Origin of the sequence: Streptomyces sp. NPDC048297, from assembly GCF_043201585.1 — a bacterium.
GTDB lineage: Bacteria > Actinomycetota > Actinomycetes > Streptomycetales > Streptomycetaceae > Streptomyces.
The window spans coordinates 52969-69255 of the sequence record NZ_JBICZA010000039.1; the positions used below are offsets into that span (position 1 = coordinate 52969).

Genomic DNA, 16287 nt, shown 5'->3' on the forward strand with positions numbered 1-16287 from the left:
GGTGAGCCGGGAACGGGCGTCCCGCCGACCGGGATACTCGGTCCATGGCACACACCGATCTCCACGACCTGCTCCGGACCCTGCGTGTCTGGGCTCCTGAGGTGACACGGCTGCCACCCTTCGTCCCGCAGACGGCTCCTCCGACACCGCTGCCCCTGTTCACCAGCTGGTTCGCTGAGGCGGTGGAGGCGGGCCAGCCGGAACCGCACACGATGTCGCTCGCGACGACCGACGCCGAGGGGAACCCGGACGTACGGATCGTGATGCTGCACGGCGCCGACGCCGACGGCTGGTCCTTCGCCACCCACGCCACCAGCCGCAAGGGCCGGGCCCTGGCCGCCCACCCGTACGCGGCCCTCGCCTTCTACTGGCCGGTGCTGGGCCGCCAGGTGCGGGTGCGCGGCCCGGTGACCTCCGCGCCGGCGAAGGAGAGCCAGGCCGACCTGCGCGCCCGCTCGACCGGCGCCCTCGCGGCGGCCCTGACCGGCAGGCAGAGCGAGGACCTGCCCTCGCTGGACGATCTGCGCGAGGCCTCGGCCACCGCCTGGGAACGGGCCCGGCAGAACCCCACGGAACCCTCCCCGACCTGGACCCTCTACCGCCTGCGCCCCGAGACGGTGGAGTTCTTCCAGGGCGACCCCGAGCGCCGGCACGTACGACTGGAGTACCGGCGCACGGAGTTCGGCTGGACCCGGACCCTGCTGTGGCCGTGAGGACGGCCATGCCAGGACGCATCCCTCATGTTCCGGGTCCGTCGGCCGGCCGGAACACCGGTTTTCCGTCGTGGAAGGTGACGAGGAGGGGCATGTCGGCGGACGCGTCCGGGCCCGCGCAGTCGACCAGTTCGGTCATCATGCGCGGTCCCTCCGCGAGGTCGACCACGGCGGCGACGTAGGGGGTGCGGTCGCCGAAGGGCGGGAGGTCGTTGCGGTGGACCGTGGACCAGGTGTAGAGGGTGGCCCGGCCGCTCGCCTCCTCCCAGGTGACGTCCTCGCTCCAGCAGTGGGGGCAGAACTCGCGGGGGTAGTGGTGGGCCCGGCCGCAGCTCCCGCAGCGGCGGATCAGCAGACGGCCGGCGGCAGCCGCGTCCCAGTAGGGCCGGGTGAACGCGTCGATCTCCGGTACGTCGAAACGTGCCGCGCCCATCAGAACCACCCCAGCGCCGCGTCCACCGACCACGTCTGCCAGGCCATCCCGAAGAACCCGACCACCGAGATCAGCGCCATCATCGAGTTCTGGCCCCGTTCCGCCCAGTCGTGGATCATGAGGACGAAGTAGACCGCGTTCAGGAGCAGGCCGGCCACCAGAGCGACCGGGGTCAGGAAGCCCAGGATCAGGCCGAGTCCGAGGGCCAGTTCGGCGTAGGCGACGACGTACGCCATCAGCTTCGGCCGGGGCTTCACCACCACCTCGAAGCCCGCCCGTACCGGCGCCCACCGGTGCTTCTCGGCCACGCCCGCCGCCCAGGCGATGCCCTCCCCGCGCCCGAACCAGGCCTTCTTGTCCTTGTGCCGCCAGCTCTCCAGCCACCACAGGCCGAGGCCTGTACGCAGCACCGCGAGCCACTCCGCACCGTCGAGCCAGATCGTCCGCATGGAACTGACGGTACGTCAGATCGCTTGGATTGCCGAGGGGTTCGGACCGTTCAGGCCGTTCGGACCGTTCAGGCCACTTGGGCCGTTCAGGCCGTTCGGACCGTTCGGGCCGCTTGGGCCGTTCAGTCCCGTGGACACCGCTCGCGCGCACCGCCTCCGAGTCCGCCACATCCGTGATCACCGGGGCACCTGTCACCCCCACTCCCCTCACCGGCGTGATCAATCCGCAACCAATTCCGGTCTTGACCGAGACCCAACAACCAGGTGCGTGATTACGCTCGCGCTCATGGCACCCTCCCGCCCCTCCTCCGCACCCCTGACGCGGACCACCGACGACCGTCCCGTCTACGTCATCGGCGCCGGTCCCGGCGGCCTCGCCGCCGCGTACGCGCTGCGGGCGCGCGGTGTGCGGGCGGTGGTGCTGGAGAAGTCCGACCGGGTCGGCGCGTCCTGGCGGCGCCACTACGACCGGCTGCGTCTGCACACCACCCGGCGGCTGTCCGCGCTGCCGGGCCTCGCGATGCCCCGCAGGTTCGGGCGCTGGGTGTCCCGGGACGACGTGGTGCGCTACCTGGAGAAGTACGCCGAGCACCACGAGCTGGAGATCGTCACCGGCGTCGAGGTGTTCCGGATCGACCGGGCGGCGGACGGGGAGGGCTGGCTGCTGCACGCCTCGGGCGGGCGCGAGCTGACGGGCGGCGCGGTGGTCGTCGCGACCGGCTTCAACCACACCCCGCACATGCCCGACTGGCCGGGCCGCGAGGAGTACGACGGCACGCTCCTGCACGCGGGCGACTACCGCGACGCCGCGCCGTACGCCGGCCGGGACGTGCTGGTCGTCGGGGCCGGCAACACCGGCGCCGAGATCGCCGCGGACCTGGCCGAGGGCGGCGCCGCCCGGGTCCGGCTGGCCGTGCGGACCGTCCCGCACCTCGTGCGCCGCTCGACCGCCGGGTGGGCCGCCCAGTACACGGGCGTGCTGGTACGACGGCTGCCGGTGCGGCTGGTCGACCGGCTCGCGCGACCACTGGCGAAGGCCAGTACGCCGGACCTGTCGGCACAGGGGCTGCCGCGTCCGGACACCGGGCTGTACAGCAGGGTCAGGGAAGGGGCGATCCCCGTGCAGGACGTCGGTCTGATCGACGCCGTGCGGAAGGGGAAGGTGGAGGTCGTGGCCGCCGTCGAGGGGTTCGAGGACGGGAAGGTGGCCCTCGCCGACGGCAGCCGGATCGCGCCGGACGCGGTGATCGCGGCGACCGGTTACGCGCGGGGGCTGGAGGGGCTGGTCGGGCATCTCGGGGTGCTGGACGGGCAGGGCAGACCCGTGGTGCGGGGCGCCGCCACCCCGGCCGACGCGCCGGGCCTCTACTTCCAGGGCTACACCAACCCCATCAGCGGCATGCTCCGCGAACTGGCCATCGACGCCGAGAAGATCGCGAAGGCGGTCGCCAGGAGAACGAGGACCGCGTAGCGGGCGTCGCGCGAGGGCACCGCTCGTAGTGGGCGTCGCGCGAGGGCACCGCTCGTAGTGGGCGTCGCGCGAGGGCACCGCTCGTAGTGGGCGTCGCGCGCGGCACCTGCACGTAACGGGCGTCGCACGTAACGGGTGTCGCACGTAACGGGTGTCGCACGTAACGGGTGTCGCACGTAACGGGCGTCACGCGCGGTGCGCGAGGCGTCGTAACTTTGCCGTCCGCCCATTCCTGACGCTGTGTCAGTTCCAGTAATCTGACACAGCGTCAGTTGAATGTGCTGCCCCACGGCGCCCACCGGCGCCCGTCACACAGGAGCGGGCGGAACGATGCTTGGATCAACCCACGGCACCCTCACCACCGACTCCCGCCGGGCCCGGGTCATCGCCTGCGGCGAGCAGCGGCCCGGCCCCGCCGTGCACGGCCGGGCCGACTCCATGGAAGGCGGGGACGGCGGGGCCGACCTCGACGTCAGCGGGCGACCGCTGTACGCGGACGTACCCGATCTGGCGCGGTTCTTCCGGCCCGAGTCGGTCGCCGTCCTCGGCGCCTCGGACGCCGAGGGCCGCCCCAACACCGGGATCACCCGGCAACTGCTGGCCTGGGCCGAGCGGGTGGGGGCGCGGGTGCATCCGGTGCACCCGTCCCGCCCGCAGGTGTTCGGCCTGCCCTGCCGGCCCTCGGTCGCCGACCTGCCCGAACAGGTCGACCTGGCCGTGCTGCTGGTGGCCGACCCGCTGCCGGTGATCGAGGAACTGGCCGAGGCGAAGGTGAAGTTCGCCGTCGCGTTCGCCTCCGGGTTCGCCGAGACCGGCGAGGAGGGCGCGGCGGCGCAGGAGCGGCTGGCCGAGGCGGTACGGCGCTCGGGGCTGCGCCTGCTCGGGCCGAACACCAACCTGAACGCCTTCGAGCGGTTCCGGGACGACCTCGACGGGCCGGCCATCGCATCCCAAGGGGCTGGCAGGGGAAGCCGAGGGCGCCCCGAAGCGCAGGACGGTACTGCGCGACTTCCACTCACTCGCCGAGGACAGCTACGTGCTGCTCTCGGCCGCCGCCGGGAGGTCGCCACCCCTTGACCAGCACCATCAACTTCGGCCCCGGCCGCCCGTGGGGCGGGGTCTCTCAGCGCGAGTACCAGCGCATGGCCCAAGACCCCCGACACCAGCTCGCCTACCGCATCCACTTCGCGGCCCTCGGTTGGGCCGACCGGCACGGACACGCAAGCTTCGGCCCCGGCAAGCTCGCCGCACTGCTTGGCAAGGAGGGCAAGCCCCTGTCCGACCAGAGCACGAACAACGCCCTGGCCCGCGCCAGGGAGCTGGAGCTTGTCTCGTCCCGATCGGGGGCCGCTTGCCTTGTCCTCCCCTCTCACGTCTTCCAGAAGAGGAAGGGCGCACCCGTGCCGTGCCGCCTGCACCTCGATCGCTGACTACGTCTCTCGCGTGTAGCCAGCACACGCCTGACGTGTACCGAGACGGCATCTCACCTGCGGAAACGTTCGCGTCTTCTCTTGTCTTTTTGACCTCACAGCTTTTGGCCTCACAGCGCGGCCCCGTAGGGGGCCGACAGAAGGAAGCCAGGTACGTACTTACACGTCAGCGGCAAGGAGAAGTGGGGCGCGGTAGCGCCCCCAGTCGCGAGGGCACCGGCGAAGAGAACCAAGCGGCAGGCGCGGCCTCCGGCCGCACAACCGGAAGACACTTCGCACGAGCGGCCCCGAAGGGGCCGACATCAGGAAGACCAGGGAGCTGACCAAGTGGGGGCGCTACCGCGCCCCGCTACCCCAAGGCGAGGCGCTCGGGCAAGGGGCCGCTACGCGGCCACAACGGGAAGCAACAAACGGCAAGCCTCGAAGAGACCTCACTCTTGTGCAGTCTCTGAGTGCCGGCCACACCGGGCACAGCCCTCCTGCCTGCACCTTCTTCGCCGTTGGCTCACTTCTCCACCGCCTGACGGGGTCTGAAACCGTGGCAGGATCTGAGCCGCCAAGACATGGCGGTCGCACAAGGCCCCTTCAGGGGGTCATACCCCCACCCCTTCGCCGTCGCCGTTGGTCACGGGCGTGACGACCATGGTGCTGTCAGCGTTGCCCCTGTCATGACTGCGAACGAGTGGCTGGAGTACTGGTTGGCGCGAGCGCCCATGCTCAGCAAGGAGCAGGTGGACGAGATCCTCGACCTCATGGGGTTGGAGCAGAAACCAGCTGACAGGGGGTGCGACCAGAGCGTCTCGTAAACCTTCGTTTTCGGGACGGACGGGCCACGCTCGGAGCGTGTCCGTTTCACCCCTGCTCGACCGTCTCACAAACGTGTCCCGAAACATCGCTTCACGTCTGGCTTTCGGGACACGTTTGTGAGACGGTCTCGTCATGACCACGAACACCCCGGCCGCACAGGTCGAACGCCACGCCTGCCCGAAGTGCGAAGCCCCCGCCGGTAGCCCCTGCCGTACGACCACGGGCAAGGTGGCAGCGAACTACCACACGGGCCGCTTCGCCCTGGTGCCCGCGCTCAAGTCGGAACTGACCGTGAAGACTCCGGCCGACCGCAACCCCGGTAAGGCGTGGACACAGGGCGCTCTCGTCATACAGGTGCCCGACGCGATACCGGGCGCAGCGATCCGACTGGGCTACGCCCGTTGCTCAACCGTTGGACAGGAACTCCAGTCCCAGTTGGACATGCTTGCCCGTGCCGACTGCACCCGCATCTTCTCGGAGAAGATCAGCACCCGTGTGAAGGAGCGGCCGGAGCTGGAGAAGGCGCTCACGCTGGCCCGGGAGTTCAAGGCAGCCGTGCCGAATCAGCCGGTCATCCTGACCGTGGTCGAGATGAAGCGTCTTGCCCGCAGTGCGGCAGAGCTGATGACGCTGTCTTCGACCCTTCAGGCGGACGGCATCCAACTGGAACTCCTGTCCGGTCCCCTTCAGGGTGTGTACGACCCGAACGGGGCAGGTGCCATCGTCTTTGCCGTGCTCGCCGTCAGTGCAGAGGTGGAGCGGGAAGGCATCCGAGAGAAGACGTTGGAGGGGCTGGAGACTGCGGCCCGTAAGGGCAACGTCGGTGGGCGTCCGTCCGTCGTGGATGACGACACGCTCGCCGTGGCCCGTGCCCGGCACGCCAAGGGAGACAGCGTCACAGCCATCGCCAAGGCCCTGGGAATCGGTCGTGCCACGTTGTACCGCCACCTGGGAGAGAGCGCCTGAGACAGGCGTACACGGACACACAGACAGGCCCCCGGCATCACGTCGGGGGCCGCTGTCATGCACGGGCCGGTACTGGCGCCGGAGTCTCAGGCAGTGACCTCGGAGTGCGCAGGGACGGGTGGCCGAACTCCTGTGAGTGCCTCCGCCTGAGCGAGTAGGCGCGGTGCCAGGTCCAGGTACCAGCCACGGGCTACGGCTTGCAGCATCTCCGCCAGGGCAGCAAGCTCCCCGACTCGGCCGGCTGGGGTGTCCAGGACCGGAGCGAACTCCAGCCGGACACGGTCCGCCACGTCGGGAACGAGCAGGCTGTTGGAGTGGAGAAGCCCCGCGTCGTAGCCGTAGGGCACCAGTCCCCACCGCTCCCAGTCCAGCAGGGCCAGGGGCATGGCGGTGAGGTTGCCCCAGTGCAAGTCACCGTGACCGGTCACTCGCTCCACCTTGGACGGGGCGGGGATGCCGAGGAACTGGGGGAAGGCGCGTTCGATCCACCCATCCCGGACAGTGACCTTCGTTCCCTCCGCCTCAGCGAGCACGGCCAGGGCTCGGCGTAGGTCGGCCCACCACTCGTCAGGCAAGCCGGGGTCGCGGTCCAGGTCGGCCCTTTCTGGGGATACGACGGGTTGCGTCACGAAGTCGAGGACTTCGGACTCGAAGGCCCACTCACCGTCAGTCCAGTCGTGCACCTCGTACAGGCGCGGACGCGGGACCGCGTCAGGCAACAGCAGGGACGCCCCCACGATGCCCTGCCCCTGCTGCCTACCCGCGTTCCTCTTGGCGGACCGGCTCAGCCGTAGCCACCGGTCCCCCGCCTGCCGACCGAGGGTGACACCTTGGAACCCCCACGCCAACGGACCCGTACACGTGAGACCCAGAGCCTTGGCCGCACGGTCGTGCGCGGCCTCCATCCGGGTCTGTACGTCCTCACTCGGCGGTGAGTTCATCGGTCACCCTCCTCAGTTCCTCGGCCGTCAGTGGCGCAGCCAGAGCCTTCGCCGCATCGTCCCAGTGTTCGCGGGTGCTCGCGGAAGTCAGGACGACATCGAGGCTGGGGCACGATCCAGCAGCCAGCAGGGCAGCGGCTGCGGCCGACAGGCCGGGGCGGATGAAGTTCACCAGTTCGGGTGTCATGGCACCCAGCAGTTCGCCGCCGTGTAACGGAGCGGAGCCGAACGTGATCAGCCCCGCGTCCTTCGCCAGCACCAGCGGTCCGCCGTCGTCGAGTGCCTGCCTGATCAGGTCATCCATGATCAGACTGACCGGCATCTGCAAGCCCGTGAAGTGATGCTCGGCGGAACCCGCCGCCTGCCGGGCAAGCGCAAGCAACTCGGGAACGGTGAACGCTTCCGAGGTCAAGCCGGACCACGTGGCGACGCCGTACCCCTCGATCCGGCCCTCATGGGCGAACTCTTCCAGTGCCGTGAAAGCTTCCCGCACACGCCAGTGGAGAGCGGCACGGTCAAGGCTGTGCCCGTGGTGCTCTGGGTTGTGCACGAAGATCAGGTCAGCGCGGCCGAGCACGGCCAACGAACGCTCCGTCTGCCAGCGGATGAAGCCCCGTTCCAGGCTGTGCCTACCGGCCGCCTCTTCCCGCGTGAGCGCGCCTTCAGCCAGCGCGGTACGCCCCTGCTCCTCCGTGAAGAACCCTGTCTTCGTGGCTACCCGAACGGTGGGGTACTCCCCGAGAACCGGGCGCAGCTCCTCATGCGCCCGACCGTGGGCGTAGTTGGGTGCCGTGTCCACCCAGGGGCTACCGGCAGCCAGGGCGGTGCGTGCCGCCTGACCGACGGCACGCACGCGGTATGTCCCCAAGGAGAGAGCGGCGGTCACAGGCCCGTCCCTACGACCGCAGCCGCCTGGCCCTCGATGAGGACCCAGACCAGTTCGGCCACGTCCTTCACGTCCAGCCCAGCGGAGTCAGCCAGGGCGCCCAGGGTGACCGGCTGACCGATCAGCAGCGCGCCCAGGACAAGCGCGGCCGACTCGGTGAAGTCCCAGGCCGTACCGGCCGCCGAGAACGTGACCGTGCTGTGTGCAGGGTTCGCCGCCAGACGGGCCCTTGGAGCCGTGAGCTTCACCGTGATCTCCGGCCGTGCGGGCAACCCGTCCACGTACGGCAGTGAGGGGATCGCGTGGCCCAGATCGGTCGTGTCGATGGACTCCGCCCACCGCTCCACCAACCGGGGATCGGCCGCCATGTTCAGCACTTCACGGCGTACGGCCTCGATGAAGTCGGACTGTTCCGGCAGGAAGGCAAACCGCGGGATGTCCTTGCGAAGTGCGAGCGACGACCGGAGCTGATCCACGACCCAGAGCATGAGGTCCGCGCCCGTGTGCGGGACCATGCCGAACGTGAGGTGAAGCGACTCCGTCCCCTGGTCAGCCGTGACCGCGTGCCACCAGCCGCGAGGCAGGTAGAGCACATCGCCGGGAGCGAGCACGATGTCCGCCACCGGGTCGCCCTCGGGAGTCTCCGGCGACTCCACGTCCCGGAAGGTGGGAGCCTCACGGGTGGAGCCGTACAAGCGCCATCGCTTCGAGCCGTGAACCTGCACGACCACGACATCGTGGTCGTCCCAGTGCAGGCCGAAGCCCTCACGATCGGTCCAGGACGCGTACGCGTTGGCTTGCACAGACGTGCCGAGGAACCGTTCCAGACCCTCGGCAGCCGCACCCACCGCCGGGTGGATCTTCTCCACCGCATCGAGGACCAGCGATGCGCCGTCCTTGAGCTGGGCGTGGAAGTCCGCCGGCTGGATGCGGGACCAAGTGACCGCGCGGCGGTTCGTGGTCGGGATCGCGTAGCGATGAAGAGGGACCATCTCGCCATCGGCCGACAGGCGCAGCCGGGGCGGCTCCAGTCGCTGCGCGGCGATGATCCGGTTGAAGTCGTCCCAGGAGAAGAGGCCCGCCGTGTCGGCGGTTCCGGGGAAGTGCGCGTAGGAGCGGTGGTACGTCTGGGCGAGGAACGTGTCCCCGCCCAGACGCCCCGCCCACGAGGCTGCATCAAGCATCGTGGGCAGCCGCGTCAGTCGTTGCCGTCGGAACGCCCGCTACTGACGTCCGACTCCTGCTCGGCACGCGTCCGCGCGGCCACGATCTTGCGCTTCGCGACGAGCAGGCCACCCCCCTCGGGGGCCACCGAACCGGTGTTCTCTTCCACCATCGGACTTACCTCTCTACTCGGAAACACCCGCCGGGACTCCGGCGGGAGGAACGGGAGGGCAGCAGCCTGCGAGGCAGCTACCGCGCCGCAAGGGCTCCGGTGAGGAACACGGCCGAGCCGCCGAGGATCATGGCCAGGTAGAGCGGACCTGCGTACCGGCCGAAGCGGCGCAGCACCCAGTTCCGTAAGCCAGACCTCACGCCGTCCTCGGCTCGATGTCAGCCGGGCGGAGCGACGTGGCGGACAGCGAGTCGTGCCCCGTGCAGCGGGCACACCCGCAGGGCGGGTATCGGCCCGGGTCGGACAGGATGACGAACGGGTCACCCTCCCGAACCCTGGTGCTCTGCTGCCAGGTGCGACCCGAGTCACGGGATACCCGAAGGCTCATGAGAACGCGGCGATCAGTGCCGAGGTCCACGGCCCGAGTGGAGCCGAAGCCATCGTTCGCCATGCCGTTCTGCGTTCCCATGTCCGCACCCTTCCGCAGGTTCTCGCCCGTGCCGTTTGCGACAACCCCAAGGAAACCGCCAGGAGTCCGGACCTTCCACGGCATCAATGCGGCAGTCTTGACGCAGATCCGTGCACGGCAGCGACGTAGGTTCAGGTCATGGGAAGGGGCCGTCATGGGGCTGGCGGAACGGCGCAAGACCCTGGGCTACAGTCAGGAGAACTTGGCTCAGTTACTCGGGGTGGACCGAACAACGGTCGGACGCTGGGAGAGCGGCAGGATCGAACCCCAGCCACCCCAGCGAAGGGGCTTGGCCAGTGCCCTCGAAGTCACTCTCATCGAGCTTGACGCCCTCCTGCCGCAGCCACGAGCCGCCAGCCAGGAGGCCACAGGGCAGCAGTCCAGTGACCATCCAGGCGCGGGAGACCCCGACGAAATGATCCGCCGCGAATTCCTCCGCATCCTCACAGTCAGCGGAGCACTCACCGCCCTGCCTCTGGACGAGGCCGCAGCCCTCACGGACGGGGTGCGCAGGGGCGCACCATCCGACTTCGCGCGGATGAACAGCCACCTGTGGCAGGTCTACCAACTGGCCCGCTCCAAGGGCTCTGTCTACCCCATCGTTCGCGACCAGCTCGCCACGCTGAACGAAGCCCTGGCAACGGACACCCGAGGCAACTCCCGTCCACTCCTGAACGCGGCAGCCGATCTCTTCCAACTCGCCGGAGAAGTTGCCTTCGATGCCAACCGATACACCGACGCGGCAGCGTCCTACGCCCTTGCAGCTTCCGTCAGCAAGGACGCCGGAGCCTTCGACCTATGGGCCTGTGCCCTTGTGCGGCACGCCTACGTGGACATGTCGGAGCAGCGATACCGGCAGGCTGCGCAGCTCCTGACACTGGCCGAGAGGCTGGCGGGGAGGGGAGACCGCACCCTCGCCACGCGGCACTGGGTCGCCTCAGTCCAGGCCGAGGCGTACGCCGGCCTCGGAGACCTGGCCGGGTGTGAGCAGGCGCTCGACCAGGCCGAGCGGGTCAGGGACCTGCCCACGGACAGCACCAACGGTGGATGGCTGCGCTTCGATGGCACCCGGTTGGCGGAGGAACGGGGCGCGCGCTACGTGCAGCTCGGTCGCCTTGACCTGGCGGAGGAGACCTTGACCGAAGCGCTGCAACAGACCGCGCTTGCGTCTGGGCAGTCCTACCGGCGCAGGGGTGCCGTGCTGGTCGTGCGAGGGATGCCGAGGGCCGGCTGCTGTACGAGGTGGTGACCTGCTCGGTGCGCCCGCCCGGCCTGGTCGAGACGGACGCCGACTTCGCCCTGTACGTCCCGAACGGACCGGAGGCTCTGGCCACGGCCGACACGGTGGTCGTCCCGTCGTCGTACGAACTCGGCCCGGTCTACGAGGAGGGCAGGCTCACCGACGAGCTGGCCGCCGCCCTGGCCCTCGTCCGCCCCGGCACCCGCTTCGCCTCCATCTGCACCGGCCTGTACGTCCTCGCCGCCGCCGGCCTCGTCGACGGCCGCCCGGCGACCACGCACTGGTGGCACGCCGAGCACCTCCAGCGGCTGTTCCCGAAGGTCAGGGTGGACGCGGACGTGCTGTTCATCGACGACGGCGACGTGCTGACCTCGGCGGGGGTGGCCGCCGGGCTCGACCTGTGCCTCCACATGGTGCGCCGCGACCACGGCGCGGCCGTCGCCAACGAGGTGGCCCGCCGTACGGTCGTACCGCCCCACCGCGACGGCGGCCAGGCGCAGTACGTCCAGCGCCCGGTCCCCGACCCGCAGGTGGCCACGACCACCGCCGCCCGCGCCTGGGCGCTCGGCCGGCTGCACGAGCCGATCCAGCTGCGGGACATGGCCGAGCAGGAGGCCATGTCGGTGCGCACCTTCACCCGCCGCTTCCGCGAGGAGGTCGGCGTCAGCCCCGGCCAGTGGCTCACCCAGCAGCGCGTCGAACGCGCCCGCCACCTCCTGGAGACCACCGGCCTCTCGGTCGACCAGGTCGCCCGCGACGCGGGCTTCGGCACACCGCAGTCCATGCGCCAGCACCTGCAACAGGCCCTCGGGGTGACCCCGAGGGCGTACCGGCGGACGTTCCGCACGGGGGTGGGCGGGGAGGTCGTCTAGAACCGCGGCGACGGCTCCCCGCCCAGCCCACCCGGGCCTCCTGGGCCGCCCAGACCTTCCGGATCTTCCAGACCGCGGACGAAGTCGGTGACGGCGCGGGTGTACTCCTCGGGGTGGTCGAGGTTGGGGAAGTGCGCGGCGTCGTCGATGACGGCCGTCCGGCCCCGCGGTGCCGCGCGCGCGACGGACACGGCGGCGGCCCGGAGTTCGGGGGCGTCCTGCGCGCCGTCGAGGGCGAGCACGGGGACGGCGATCCGGCCGGCGCGGGCGGCGAGGTCCCTGACCGGGACGTGGTGGCTGGGCTCGTCGAGCGTGTGCTTGGCGATGGTGCGCCGGCGCATCGCGCGCAGGCGGGCGTAGACCTCTGGGCGGACGGCGTCCCGTGGGCGCTCCGGGCCGTGCACCCAGGCGTCGCTCGCGTCCTGCCAGCCCTCGATGTCCCCGGCGGCGAGCGCGTGGAACTGGGTCGCCTGGGCCTGCTTGGACCAGGGCTCGGTGAACTCGGGCTCGTCCGTACCGCCGCCGGAGAGGACCAACGCCCGTACCAGATCGGGGTGTTCCAGCGCGGTGCCGACGGCGATCACCGCGCCCATGGAGACGCCGACGAGGACGGCGGGGCCGGTGTCCAGGTGGCGCAACAGCGCGGCGAGGTCGTCGGCCTGCCGGAACGGGCGACCGGCGTTGGCGGACCACCCGTGACCGCGGGCGTCCGGCGCGATGACGCGGAACTCCCGCGCGAGGGAGGGGATCTGCTCGTCCCACATGGTGTGGTCGACGAAACCGGCGTGCAGCAGCACGACGGGGGCGCCCGCGCCACCGGTGTCACGGTAGGCGAGGTCGCCGTCACAGGACACGAAGAACCGGAGACCGAAAGCTTCACTCATGACAACCAAGTTGTCACACCCCTCCATGTTTGACAACCCAGTTGTCATTTACCATCAGTGTGTGAGCGATGGAACCAGTCCCCTGCCGCCCGACGAGGCGGGCCCGCGCCTGATGGAGGTCTTCGCCCTGGTCGGCCCGCTCTACCGGCGGGTCCAGCGCAAGATCGAACAGGACGCGTCCCGGCAGGGCCTGTCCGTGGGCGTCCGCGCGGTGCTCGACCTGCTGCGCGCACACGGCCCGATGACCGTCCCCCAGATGGGCCGGGCCCAGTCGATCAGCCGCCAGTTCGTCCAGCGCATGGTCAACGACGCCGTGTCCGCCGGCCTGGTGGAGACCGCCCCGAACCCCGCCCACGCCCGGTCCCCCCTGATCCGCCTGACCGACACCGGGCGCACGGCGATCGAGACCACCGTCACCCGCGAGCACGCACTGCTGCGCGAGGCGGCGCCCGACCTGACCCCGGCCGACGTGGACACCTGCGTCCACGTCCTCAGCCGGATGCTCACCCTCTTCGACGACGTCGACGTCAACGGCTGAGAACTTCTGCCGAAATGAGCAGCGGGGAGCGCTAGGCTCGGCGGCCATGAGCCAGAGCGGTTCGCAAGCGGCGGCATTCTTCCAAGACGTCCGCCAAAGCGGAGTTGTCTGGTTCATCCGAGATGACGACGGAATTCCGACTCATCTCTCTGCGGACGGCATACGAAGCCTTCTCTCTCTGCGGACGGCATACGAAGCCTTCCCTTCTGGTCGACCTCAGCCCGCGCCCAGAGGGCAGCGAAGATCTGGGGGCAGGGACTGCGCGTCGAATCCATGCCCTTGGACACCTGGCGTGATCGCGAACTGCCCGATGTCGCCCGGGACGGACTCCTGATCGGCATCAACTGGAGCGGGCCGCGCCTGGTCGGCTGGAGCCTCACCCCCATGGAAGTTCTCAACCGTCTGGCGGCGGCTCACCAGGGACCGTCCGGCGGATCACGGGCCGAGCCAGAGCCAGCGCCAGGACCGGACCGAGGCGAGAACCGGCCACTGCCCTATTCGTGTTGACCGCCCCCGGCAGGCAGTGCTGGAGTCGGTGTGTGGACAGCATCTCCGCCAACCGGCGGCTCTGGAACCGGATCAGCAGCGGCTACCAGCAAGAGCACGACCCGCAGATCGGCGCCGCGCCCCGGCTGTGGGGCATGTACTCCATTCCCGACGCGCACCTGCACGCCCTGGGCGACGTCACCGGCAAGCGCGTCCTCGAACTCGGCTGCGGCGCCGGTCAGTGGTCCAGGGCGCTCGTCGCCGAGGGCGCCACCGTGGTCGGGCTCGACCTGTCCGAAGCCCAACTCTGCGCAGCGGCAGGCTCGATGGGAGCGGCCCGCTACCCGCTGGTGCAAGGCGCCGCCGAGCAACTCCCCTTCGCCGCCGACAGCTTCGACCTGGTGTTCTGCGACTTCGGGGGGCTCAGCTGGGCGCCCCCGCACCTGGCCGTCCCGCAGGCCGCACGCGTCCTGCGCCGAGGCGGGCGCCTGGTGTTCAACGTCGCCAGCCCCTGGTTCGAAGCCTGCTACGACGAAGCCGCCGGCCGCGTGACCACGACGCTGCGGCAGGACTACTTCGGGCTGAACACCATCGCCGAAGGCGACGGCGCGACCAGCTATCAGCTCACCTACGGCGACTGGGTCAGGGTCCTGCGCGGCGCGGGTCTCGTCATCGACGACCTCATCGAGCCGCGGCCCGAACGCGGAACACCCAACGGCTACAACGAGACCGACCCACCCGACTGGGCACACCGCTGGCCGGCGGAACTGCTCTGGGTGACCCACAAACCGTAAGTTCCGCCGCGCCGGGACGCGAAGGCATCCCCTCGCCGACCTCGTCCGGCAGAACGTGCGACGGCCCCGACCGGGCGACGACCGCTATCACGCTCCCGCACCGAGAGACACCAGGGTTCCCGGCGGAGCCGAGCCTTCGCCGCCGTCCCCACGCTCTCAGAACGTGAGCACCGCCCGTGCCACCCGGCCCGCCTCCGCGTCGGATCTGGCTTTTTCGAAGTCCTCCACCGGGTAGGTCGCGGAGACCAACTCGTCGAGGAGGAGGCGGCCTTGGCGGTAGAGGGCGGCGTACAGGGGGATGTCGTGCTGGGGGCGGGAGGAACCGTAGCGGCAGCCGAGGACGGATTTGTCGAGGAACAGGGAGGAGACGACGAAGGACGCCTCGGCGTCGGCGCGGGGCATCCCGAGCAGGACGGCCTGGCCGTGCCGGTCGAGCAGGTCGATCGCCTCGCGGACCAGGTCCACCCGCCCGACGCACTCGAAGACGTGGTCGGCACCTGTCGGCAGCAGGTCCCGCACCCCCTGGGCCGAGGTGAGGAAGTCGGTCGCGCCGAACCGCCGGGCCACCTCCTCCTTCGCCGGGTTGGCGTCGACGGCCACGATCCGCAGGGCGCCCGCGAGTCGCGCGCCCTGGAGGACGTTCAGGCCGATTCCGCCGGTGCCGATGACGACCACGCTGTCGCCCCGGTCCACCCGGGCCCGGTTGAGGACGGCGCCGACGCCGGTCAGCACCCCGCAGCCGATCAGCGCGGCCGACGACAGCGGGACGTCCTTCGGGATGCGCACCGCCTGCACGGCCTTGACGACCGTGCGTTCCGCGAAGGCGGAGTTGCTCGCGAACTGGTGGATCGCCCGGTCCCCGCGGGTGAAGGGCCTGCCGGGCCTGCCTATGGCCCGCCGGCACATCGTCGGCCTGCCCCGGTCGCAGTCCGCGCACGTCCCGCAGTTGGCGAGCGTGGACAGCGCCACATGGTCGCCGGGCGCCACATGGGTGACCTGGGCGCCGACCGCCTCCACCACCCCGGCCCCCTCGTGCCCCAGCACCACCGGCACCGGAAAGGGGATCGTGCCGTCCACCACGGACAGGTCGCTGTGGCACAGCCCGGCCGCCGAGACCGCCACCAGCACCTCGCCGGGCCCGGGATCCCGTACCGCCAGGTCGTCCACCACCTCGACCCGCTTGCCGTCGAACACCACACCGCGCATCACACGGCTCCCTTCGGCTCTCTCGGCAGACCGAGCACCCGCTCGGCGATGATCGTGCGCTGTACCTGGTCCGAGCCGCCGTAGATGGTGTCGGCCCGGGAGAAGAGGAACATCCGCTGGCCCGCGTCGAGTTCGTACGGCCGCGACGGCGACCAGTCACCGGGCCCCACGGATGCCTCCGCGCCCCGCACCTGAACGGCCACCTCCCCCAAGCGCTGGTGCCAGTTCGCCCACAGCAGTTTGGCCGCACTGGACGCACCCGCGTCGCCTAACTGATCGTTTCAGAATGAGGTTCGTAGGCGGCGGAGGCATATGAGACTGCAGGCCAGTTCGAGCAGGCCCTGGTGGAGATCGGCGCGTCGTTCG

18 protein-coding genes and 3 pseudogenes are annotated in these 16287 nt (G+C 70.3%); 11 read left to right on the plus strand and 10 right to left on the minus strand.

Annotated features, from left to right (window positions below; all coding sequences use genetic code 11):
* Positions 1-44 precede the first annotated feature (44 nt).
* Entirely contained in the window at positions 45-713 is a 669-nt protein-coding gene (locus ACGFYV_RS32160) for a pyridoxal 5'-phosphate synthase (RefSeq protein ID WP_393882040.1), read from the plus strand.
* A gap of 25 nt (positions 714-738) precedes the next feature.
* On the opposite strand, the gene ACGFYV_RS32165 is transcribed toward ACGFYV_RS32160, so the two are convergent.
* Together ACGFYV_RS32165 and ACGFYV_RS32170 are read right to left on the minus strand one after the other, a co-directional pair.
* Positions 739-1146 (minus strand): Zn-ribbon domain-containing OB-fold protein, encoded by a 408-nt coding sequence (locus tag ACGFYV_RS32165; protein WP_393882041.1) that lies wholly within the window; start codon positions 1144-1146, stop codon positions 739-741.
* Entirely contained in the window at positions 1146-1595 is a 450-nt protein-coding gene (locus ACGFYV_RS32170) for a DoxX family membrane protein (RefSeq protein WP_393882042.1), read from the minus strand. The genes ACGFYV_RS32165 and ACGFYV_RS32170 overlap by 1 nt, the downstream gene beginning before the upstream one ends.
* A gap of 286 nt (positions 1596-1881) precedes the next feature.
* Here ACGFYV_RS32170 and ACGFYV_RS32175 point away from each other — a divergent pair, with 286 nt between their 5' ends.
* The 5 genes and pseudogenes from ACGFYV_RS32175 to ACGFYV_RS32195 all read left to right on the plus strand — a co-directional run bounded on the left by ACGFYV_RS32175 (position 1882) and on the right by ACGFYV_RS32195 (position 6269).
* Positions 1882-3066 (plus strand): flavin-containing monooxygenase, encoded by a 1185-nt coding sequence (locus ACGFYV_RS32175; protein ID WP_393882043.1) that lies wholly within the window; start codon positions 1882-1884, stop codon positions 3064-3066.
* A 330-nt stretch (positions 3067-3396) separates the two neighbouring features.
* Positions 3397-4050, plus strand: a pseudogene (locus ACGFYV_RS32180) (CoA-binding protein); the annotation flags it as partial.
* A gap of 89 nt (positions 4051-4139) precedes the next feature.
* Positions 4140-4496 carry a hypothetical protein gene (locus ACGFYV_RS32185; protein ID WP_393882044.1) on the plus strand — a complete coding sequence of 119 codons (357 nt, stop codon included), beginning with the start codon at positions 4140-4142 and terminating at the stop codon, positions 4494-4496.
* A 668-nt stretch (positions 4497-5164) separates the two neighbouring features.
* Positions 5165-5302, plus strand: a complete 138-nt coding sequence (locus ACGFYV_RS32190; protein ID WP_393882045.1) for a hypothetical protein — start codon at positions 5165-5167, stop codon at positions 5300-5302.
* A 133-nt stretch (positions 5303-5435) separates the two neighbouring features.
* Positions 5436-6269 (plus strand): recombinase family protein, encoded by an 834-nt coding sequence (locus tag ACGFYV_RS32195; RefSeq protein ID WP_393882046.1) that lies wholly within the window; start codon positions 5436-5438, stop codon positions 6267-6269.
* Between the two features lie 86 nt (positions 6270-6355).
* On the opposite strand, the gene ACGFYV_RS32200 is transcribed toward ACGFYV_RS32195, so the two are convergent.
* The 5 genes from ACGFYV_RS32200 to ACGFYV_RS32220 form a co-directional block, all read right to left on the minus strand.
* Entirely contained in the window at positions 6356-7210 is an 855-nt protein-coding gene (locus ACGFYV_RS32200) for a hypothetical protein (protein WP_393882047.1), read from the minus strand.
* Entirely contained in the window at positions 7191-8096 is a 906-nt protein-coding gene (locus tag ACGFYV_RS32205; RefSeq protein ID WP_393882048.1) for an aldo/keto reductase, read from the minus strand. Before ACGFYV_RS32205 ends, ACGFYV_RS32200 begins: the two co-directional genes overlap by 20 nt.
* Positions 8093-9280 (minus strand): JmjC domain-containing protein, encoded by a 1188-nt coding sequence (locus tag ACGFYV_RS32210; RefSeq protein ID WP_393882049.1) that lies wholly within the window; start codon positions 9278-9280, stop codon positions 8093-8095. Before ACGFYV_RS32210 ends, ACGFYV_RS32205 begins: the two co-directional genes overlap by 4 nt.
* Positions 9281-9294: 14 nt before the next feature.
* Positions 9295-9432, minus strand: a complete 138-nt coding sequence (locus ACGFYV_RS32215; RefSeq protein WP_169435287.1) for a hypothetical protein — start codon at positions 9430-9432, stop codon at positions 9295-9297.
* Positions 9433-9509: 77 nt separating this feature from the next.
* Positions 9510-9632 carry a hypothetical protein gene (locus ACGFYV_RS32220; RefSeq protein ID WP_393882050.1) on the minus strand — a complete coding sequence of 41 codons (123 nt, stop codon included), beginning with the start codon at positions 9630-9632 and terminating at the stop codon, positions 9510-9512.
* A gap of 423 nt (positions 9633-10055) precedes the next feature.
* Here ACGFYV_RS32220 and ACGFYV_RS32225 point away from each other — a divergent pair, with 423 nt between their 5' ends.
* Together ACGFYV_RS32225 and ACGFYV_RS32230 are read left to right on the plus strand one after the other, a co-directional pair.
* On the plus strand, positions 10056-11150 hold the full coding sequence (locus ACGFYV_RS32225; protein ID WP_393882051.1) for a helix-turn-helix transcriptional regulator: 1095 nt from the start codon (positions 10056-10058) through the stop codon (positions 11148-11150).
* Positions 11105-12013, plus strand: a pseudogene (locus tag ACGFYV_RS32230) (GlxA family transcriptional regulator); the annotation flags it as partial. The gene ACGFYV_RS32225 and the pseudogene ACGFYV_RS32230, both read left to right, overlap by 46 nt.
* Here ACGFYV_RS32230 and ACGFYV_RS32235 read toward each other — a convergent pair.
* Entirely contained in the window at positions 12010-12897 is an 888-nt protein-coding gene (locus tag ACGFYV_RS32235) for an alpha/beta fold hydrolase (protein WP_393882052.1), read from the minus strand. The pseudogene ACGFYV_RS32230 and the gene ACGFYV_RS32235 sit on opposite strands and share 4 nt — an antisense overlap.
* Positions 12898-13009: 112 nt before the next feature.
* Here ACGFYV_RS32235 and ACGFYV_RS32240 point away from each other — a divergent pair, with 112 nt between their 5' ends.
* The 3 genes from ACGFYV_RS32240 (at position 13010) to ACGFYV_RS32250 (ending at position 14715) form a co-directional block, all read left to right on the plus strand.
* Positions 13010-13435, plus strand: coding sequence for a MarR family winged helix-turn-helix transcriptional regulator (locus ACGFYV_RS32240; RefSeq protein WP_393882058.1), 426 nt, complete (start codon positions 13010-13012; stop codon positions 13433-13435).
* Positions 13436-13678: 243 nt separating this feature from the next.
* Positions 13679-13942 carry a hypothetical protein gene (locus ACGFYV_RS32245; protein WP_393882059.1) on the plus strand — a complete coding sequence of 88 codons (264 nt, stop codon included), beginning with the start codon at positions 13679-13681 and terminating at the stop codon, positions 13940-13942.
* 32 nt (positions 13943-13974) lie between these two features.
* Positions 13975-14715: a class I SAM-dependent methyltransferase gene (locus tag ACGFYV_RS32250; RefSeq protein ID WP_393882053.1), complete on the plus strand. Its 741-nt coding sequence runs from the start codon at positions 13975-13977 to the stop codon at positions 14713-14715.
* Between the two features lie 156 nt (positions 14716-14871).
* On the opposite strand, the gene ACGFYV_RS32255 is transcribed toward ACGFYV_RS32250, so the two are convergent.
* A complete protein-coding gene (locus tag ACGFYV_RS32255; protein WP_393882054.1) occupies positions 14872-15921 on the minus strand; it encodes a Zn-dependent alcohol dehydrogenase in 1050 nt (349 codons plus the stop codon).
* A pseudogene (locus tag ACGFYV_RS32260) lies at positions 15921-16190 on the minus strand (acyl-CoA dehydrogenase family protein); the annotation flags it as partial. The pseudogene ACGFYV_RS32260 and the gene ACGFYV_RS32255, both read right to left, overlap by 1 nt.
* Between the last annotated feature and the right edge of the window lie 97 nt (positions 16191-16287).

Excerpts from the sequence above, each read along its gene's own strand:
- ACGFYV_RS32175 (WP_393882043.1), top strand. The coding sequence starts at position 1,882 with ATGGCACCCTCCCGCCCCTCCTCCGCACCCCTGACGCGGACCACCGAC.
- ACGFYV_RS32225 (WP_393882051.1), top strand. The coding sequence starts at position 10,056 with ATGGGGCTGGCGGAACGGCGCAAGACCCTGGGCTACAGTCAGGAGAAC.
- ACGFYV_RS32240 (WP_393882058.1), top strand. The coding sequence starts at position 13,010 with ATGGAGGTCTTCGCCCTGGTCGGCCCGCTCTACCGGCGGGTCCAGCGC.
- ACGFYV_RS32215 (WP_169435287.1), bottom strand. The coding sequence starts at position 9,432 with ATGGTGGAAGAGAACACCGGTTCGGTGGCCCCCGAGGGGGGTGGCCTG.
- ACGFYV_RS32200 (WP_393882047.1), bottom strand. The coding sequence starts at position 7,210 with ATGAACTCACCGCCGAGTGAGGACGTACAGACCCGGATGGAGGCCGCG.
- ACGFYV_RS32165 (WP_393882041.1), bottom strand. The coding sequence starts at position 1,146 with ATGGGCGCGGCACGTTTCGACGTACCGGAGATCGACGCGTTCACCCGG.
- ACGFYV_RS32170 (WP_393882042.1), bottom strand. The coding sequence starts at position 1,595 with ATGCGGACGATCTGGCTCGACGGTGCGGAGTGGCTCGCGGTGCTGCGT.
- ACGFYV_RS32190 (WP_393882045.1), top strand. The coding sequence starts at position 5,165 with ATGACTGCGAACGAGTGGCTGGAGTACTGGTTGGCGCGAGCGCCCATG.
- ACGFYV_RS32210 (WP_393882049.1), bottom strand. The coding sequence starts at position 9,280 with ATGCTTGATGCAGCCTCGTGGGCGGGGCGTCTGGGCGGGGACACGTTC.
- ACGFYV_RS32235 (WP_393882052.1), bottom strand. The coding sequence starts at position 12,897 with ATGAGTGAAGCTTTCGGTCTCCGGTTCTTCGTGTCCTGTGACGGCGAC.
- ACGFYV_RS32255 (WP_393882054.1), bottom strand. The coding sequence starts at position 15,921 with ATGCGCGGTGTGGTGTTCGACGGCAAGCGGGTCGAGGTGGTGGACGAC.
- ACGFYV_RS32160 (WP_393882040.1), top strand. The coding sequence starts at position 45 with ATGGCACACACCGATCTCCACGACCTGCTCCGGACCCTGCGTGTCTGG.
- ACGFYV_RS32195 (WP_393882046.1), top strand. The coding sequence starts at position 5,436 with ATGACCACGAACACCCCGGCCGCACAGGTCGAACGCCACGCCTGCCCG.